The organism is Flavobacterium sp. (assembly GCF_028712645.1).
Classification (GTDB): domain Bacteria; phylum Bacteroidota; class Bacteroidia; order Flavobacteriales; family Flavobacteriaceae; genus Flavobacterium.
Window position 1 is genome coordinate 1 of sequence record NZ_JAQTPQ010000233.1, and the last position, 5,583, is coordinate 5,583.

The window sequence follows — 5,583 nt, forward strand, 5'->3', positions numbered from 1 at the left end:
GCAAACGATGAGTAACTCCCGCCATTTTAGCCGCCATCATACCCAGTGTACCCGCTTTGGGAGTATGGGTATGAACGATAAATGGTTTTTTTTTTTTTAAATAGGCGTAGAGATTCCACAATGCTTTTAAGTCTTGCCAAGGTGTAATTTTCCGTGTCATTTCAACGTGAAATACGGGAACTTCCTGCAGTTGTCCCACTCGCTCTAAATTGGGTTTATCAGATGAAATGGCCGTCACTTCATAATGCGATTTCATGAAAAGCATTTGGTTTTCCAAAAGTTTTTCCAACGAAATTGGGACGGTGGTGATGCGGATTATTTTTTTTTTATTCATTACACCAATTTTCCTTTTCTCTATCATTAGCTGTAACTATTAAAGTAAATTTCTCTAACCTTTCAAAATAAGAACTAATGTTAAAATAATGCATTCCAACTATATACGCATTTTTTCTAATATGCAATAAATGGCATTCATTATATATTACTTCATTAATTTTTGCAGCTATAGCTTCTGGGGAAAATATACTAGCAATTAGTGCATTTTCTCCATCATTAAAATATAATGGAATTTCTCCAAATTTTGTGGTAATGATAGTATTTTTAGAAGCACAATATTCGCAAATTTTATTTGGGAACCTTGAAGTGTCTTGAATCGTATCTCTGAGAGGAATTAATAATGCCCTAGCACTTTTATATATCCCAATTAATTTTTTATATGGCAAATTTGAAATTATTACTATAGAAGAAAACTCAGAAATTATTTTTTTTACTTTCGAAATATTTTTAGGATTTCCATTTAGAATTAGATATAATTGCACTCCATTCTTAATGCTGTCAGATAATTTGTAGGACTCAACAATTTGTTCAATAACTTCAAAATATTCTACCGATCCACAAAACAAAAGATAGTCACTAGTTATTCTTTCTTTTTCAATTGAATCAAAAAAATTAAAGTCGCAAACAGGTGGTACTTTTATTATTGGCACTTCGCAATGAAGCGACTTTAGATGATTAATAATAAAATTACTTATTGCGATGATACCATCAAATAATTTATACCCATAATAATCAAATAAATAACTATTAACTTTATGATAAATACCTACTCTTTTTACACTTGTTCTAAATTCTACATATTGGTATATTGTCTTAGCATTTATTATTTTAGCTAAAGAATAATAAATCAAACATTCAAAAAAGTGACCAGAATAAATTTGAATTAAATCAATCTTATTAATTCTATTTAATTTTATAATTTTATAAAATTCAATTGGATAGGATATTATTTTTATAAAAAAATTTATAATATTGTTTTTTGGTTTATCTATATCTAGAACTTCAAAAAATTTAATATTTTCGCTAAAAGTTTGATCCAATTTTATATCCACTTTAGCTTTAACTGGATTTCTATTTATAACTATCACTTTATATCCAATTCCAGCATAGGCTTGAGCAAAAGCCATTAACCTATTATCGGCTGCTCTTCTTAAATATGGAACCCCCGAAAGTCCAACAAATGCTATATTCATTTCTTAATTTCTTTTACAACTCTGCATGGATTCCCGGAAGCAATAACATTGGCAGGAATATTACTTGTTACAACACTGTTAGCTCCAATAATCGTATTTTCACCAATTTCAACTCCTTTTAAAACAACTACTCCATAACCTAACCAAACATTATTTTTTATAATAATAGGCTTTGAAGGACCAACCCTTGGGTCATTAAAATGCCAGTCTCCATCGGTTATTAGTGTGTTTGCACCACACTGAACATCATCCCCAATTTCTATATAATTGAATGATCCGATTACAGTAGCGCTGAAACCACAATTATTTCCAATTATTATTTTCGAATTTTTATGATGCGTAGAAAATATACAAGCGTGGTTGATACCAATAATGTTAGATTTATTGGATGAATTAAATCTACAATTATTTCCAATCGTTATAGATTTCACGCCTGATTTATTGATAATTCTCAATATACCGTCAAAAAGGATTCCTTTACCATACGTAACACCACTTAATCGTAATATAAGATACATTAAAGGCGTTGATATAAAGATTCTAAAAAATCTATACAAACGAATTAAGTAATAATAAAAATTTATCATATAATATATTTAACACTATTTATTTTTTGTAATCTAAAAGCTTTTTTTATGTTATTCAGTAATCCAATTATTCGTATGTAATATCTACTTAATGAAAACCCCTGGTACGGAGCAAACCTATTAATTAGTCAATTTTCGCTATCAACTGACATAAATACAGTTGTTAAACTCACCGAAACTTCTTCTAAATCAGATATTTTTTTCTGCCGACATCTCATTTGATTTTTTCAATTCATTAAATTTTAAAGTTTTAAAACCCTTAAATAATTTTTTATTATAATTGACATAAAAATTGTTTATTTTTAGATTTTAAAATACTAAATATCAATGTTTTGAGAAATAAATAATCAATTTTTTTTGCTTTTAATAATTAAACCCTGCGGGTTAAATCAATATTTATCAATAAATATAATAATTCTGAGGTAACTTCATATCTTGCCAGAAAAACTTATATTCATCCAAAGTAATGGCAAATAAAGTAGCACTAATTAAAAAAATGATTGTTATGATATATAAAAATTCTCTTCGTTTAGGTTGGTTCATACTTGCCGCATCAAGCAAATAGGGGATCCAAATCATAATAACAATTGTAAAATATTGCGCTATTCGGCCGGCACTGGGATTTACCCACTGCAATGGAAAGAAAAACAAGGCTAATGCAAAAGTGTTATACATCCTATAGGTTGTAGGAACAATTGACATCATTTTAGTAAAAAGCCCCAAAGCCCAGATAGCCAGCAAAACATGAAAAGCGGTTAATACATAAGATCCTCCTTTTTCATATTGTTCTGAATAAACTCCAAAACGATCTTGTGCATCAATAAATCTTACAAAGAAAACGGCCAATTGGTTTTTAAAAACCATCGCGAACGGGAACCCAAATAATGCCAATCGAAAAATTAATTTTGGTCGTTTTAATTCTGCGACGAAGTATAATGGAAAAAAGATTAAAGCAGACAAATGAAATAGTCCGGCAAATAAAACAAGTATTGTAAAAACCAACAGCTTTCGCTCTTTTATATATTGATAACTCCACAAAAGCAAAGCGGTTGAAATCGTTTGCCTTATACCGGTAATTGAAAAGAAACCATAAAAATTACCCATATATATAATAAAAGCAAGCAATGCATGTCTTATTTTAGTAGTATTTTTATAAATAAAATACCCCAAAGCCGGCATAAAAATGAGGGCAACAAAAATCAAATACCATTGATAATTGCTAGAAAACAGCTGAAAAAATTTCTGAAACAATGTGTAAAACGGATCTTTTCCTTCAAAATTGAGGATATCAGCCACTAAATCTTGCCACGATTCTCCTTTGGCCGATTCAAATCTTAAAAAATATTGATAGGTATCTGCTCCGACTGCCCAATTTCTTAATCCGGATTGTAGAATCAACAGAAATATGCAAACTTTTATAAATTGAAGTCTTCGTTTTTCATAACTTATATTTAAATCCTTGCTGGCAAAGAAAAATGCCAACAGCATAAAAATTAAAATTAAAATCAGTCTGATCATAGATTATTTATTAACCAATATAAATGGTTTGCGTAGTAATTAAGTTATTCTATTTCTTTAAACAATTTCTTTAATGCAGTATCCTTTTCTTTTCCTTTCAAATGTCCCAAATGCAAAGAACGTGATTTAATTCGGGACAAATAATCATCTGTAGTTTTTTATAAATCGAGCCGGAACTCCGCCCACTAATGTATTATCTGCCACATCTTCTGTTACTAGTGAACCCGCAGCAATAATATAATGATTCCCAATATTGACTCCTGGCATAATAATACTTCTCACACCAATGTAAACATAGTTTCCAACTTTTATGGGGCTTGTGATTTCAAGATCCGGAATATCTTTCCGGAACAGCAATGTACCACCGTCATGTGTGAGAAAAAGAACTTCTCTTGTAATATGGACATGGCTTCCTAATGTGATACACCATGGCTCAGTACTAAACATACCAGTAGGATTTCCATATATGTGTACATCCTCTCCCATCTTTACCCCGATATGTTTTGCATATGCAACATGATCATAATAAGAATAAGTGTATGGTATATTTTCTTAACTATTTTTTGAATTCGCATATCTATAATTTAATTTTCAAAATTTTGCTGTAATCATCCCAATTACCGATATCCTGCCAACTGTTTTCGGCAATGGGAAATACGCCTACCTTGCCTTCATTTTCACGCACCAGCTCAATTAAATGCGTTATATGAAAAAATTCATCTTCAGGAATAAATTGCAACACCTTTGGTTCTAAAATATACATCCCGGTGTTAATCTGAAATACCAACTCCGGTTTTTCATCCAATTGGGACAATATTCCGTTTTCTTTGGTTTGTATTGTACCATATGGAATCTTGTATCTTTTTACAGCCGAAACTACCGTTATGTCATTTTCATTCTGTTTGTGATAATTGTAAATTTCTTCAAGATCCTGATCTATTAAAATATCACAATTGGAGACAAAAAAAGTTGAGTCTATTTTGTTTTTTATTAAAAACATCGAGCCGGCAGTTCCAAGTGGCTTATTCTCTTCGAAATAATGAATGATATAATCCGGATTTTGTAAAACATTAAAATAACTTTTAATGGTATCTGCTTTATAGTTCACCGATAGGTAAAATTCTTTACAGCCTACAGCAACAAAACGATCCATTATATCCTCAATAATGGTCTTTTCGTTAATGGGCAATAGCGGCTTTGGAAAAATATTGGTCAGTGGTTTTAGCCGAGTGCCTTGCCCGCCAGCCATAATTATAACCGGTACGTTTAAAGAGATATTTTTTCTTTTAAACTGCGATTCAAAAATATCTTCCCAGAACACCACGTTCATCAGGTTATGATATTCGTTTAAAATGGGCATACATTCCGTACGGAATTCAATCATTTTTTGTTTGATAAATTCCGCACTGTCGCTTTCTTGGCAAACTGTTATCTCCTTTCGTAATATTGTCTCAATAGAATTCTCGAGAGGGTATTTGTTGATTATAGCACGCTGTATGTCTCCAATACTTAGCACTCCATAAAATTTATCGTCTTTTATTACAATAAGCAATTTACGATTCAACGTATCCATCCGCTCGAGAGATTCCAAGACGGTGAAATTTACCGTTATAAAAAGCGGATCATTTAATTCAATTTGTTTCATCGCGTTTTTTACTGTTTAAAATGTCATTATAAATGCTAAGCAGATTATCATATATTCTTCCGGTATCATATTTTTCCGTAATCACCTTCAAGGCATTCTCGACAAGCCTATTAGTCCTTTCATGGTCGTCTAACACGAGTTCAATCTTAGCCACCAGTTCGGTAATATTTTGTTTCTCAACTAGTGTAATACATTCTAACGTCTCGTTTAATGATGGAATCCCGCCAACAGCATAGGATATTACCGGAATACCCATAAACATAGTCTCCCTGATAGATCCCGGTATTCCATCAAAGTATGTAGG

General features: G+C 31.2%; 7 protein-coding genes. All 7 read right to left on the minus strand.

Going from position 1 to position 5,583, the window contains the following annotated elements:
* The coding region (locus tag PHC28_RS14925; RefSeq protein WP_300102370.1) for a glycosyltransferase at window positions 1–334 on the minus strand (334 nt) is incomplete at its 3' end.
* A complete protein-coding gene (locus tag PHC28_RS14930) occupies window positions 327–1,529 on the minus strand; it encodes a glycosyltransferase (RefSeq protein WP_300102373.1) in 1,203 nt (400 codons plus the stop codon). The genes PHC28_RS14925 and PHC28_RS14930, both read right to left, overlap by 8 nt.
* On the minus strand, window positions 1,526–2,047 hold the full coding sequence (locus tag PHC28_RS14935; RefSeq protein ID WP_300102376.1) for a DapH/DapD/GlmU-related protein: 522 nt from the start codon (window positions 2,045–2,047) through the stop codon (window positions 1,526–1,528). The genes PHC28_RS14930 and PHC28_RS14935 overlap by 4 nt, the downstream gene beginning before the upstream one ends.
* A gap of 468 nt (window positions 2,048–2,515) precedes the next feature.
* Window positions 2,516–3,634 carry an EpsG family protein gene (locus PHC28_RS14940; protein WP_367278048.1) on the minus strand — a complete coding sequence of 373 codons (1,119 nt, stop codon included), beginning with the start codon at window positions 3,632–3,634 and terminating at the stop codon, window positions 2,516–2,518.
* Window positions 3,635–3,778: 144 nt separating this feature from the next.
* Window positions 3,779–3,991 carry a hypothetical protein gene (locus PHC28_RS14945; RefSeq protein ID WP_300102382.1) on the minus strand — a complete coding sequence of 71 codons (213 nt, stop codon included), beginning with the start codon at window positions 3,989–3,991 and terminating at the stop codon, window positions 3,779–3,781.
* Window positions 3,992–4,211: 220 nt separating this feature from the next.
* On the minus strand, window positions 4,212–5,279 hold the full coding sequence (locus PHC28_RS14950) for a sugar phosphate nucleotidyltransferase (RefSeq protein ID WP_300102385.1): 1,068 nt from the start codon (window positions 5,277–5,279) through the stop codon (window positions 4,212–4,214).
* Window positions 5,266–5,583, minus strand: a 318-nt coding sequence (locus tag PHC28_RS14955) for a glycosyltransferase (protein ID WP_300102388.1), incomplete at its 5' end; no start/stop codon positions are given. The genes PHC28_RS14950 and PHC28_RS14955, both read right to left, overlap by 14 nt.

Excerpts from the sequence above, each read along its gene's own strand:
- PHC28_RS14940 (WP_367278048.1), bottom strand. The coding sequence starts at position 3,634 with ATGATCAGACTGATTTTAATTTTAATTTTTATGCTGTTGGCATTTTTC.
- PHC28_RS14950 (WP_300102385.1), bottom strand. The coding sequence starts at position 5,279 with ATGAAACAAATTGAATTAAATGATCCGCTTTTTATAACGGTAAATTTC.
- PHC28_RS14930 (WP_300102373.1), bottom strand. The coding sequence starts at position 1,529 with ATGAATATAGCATTTGTTGGACTTTCGGGGGTTCCATATTTAAGAAGA.
- PHC28_RS14935 (WP_300102376.1), bottom strand. The coding sequence starts at position 2,047 with ATGTATCTTATATTACGATTAAGTGGTGTTACGTATGGTAAAGGAATC.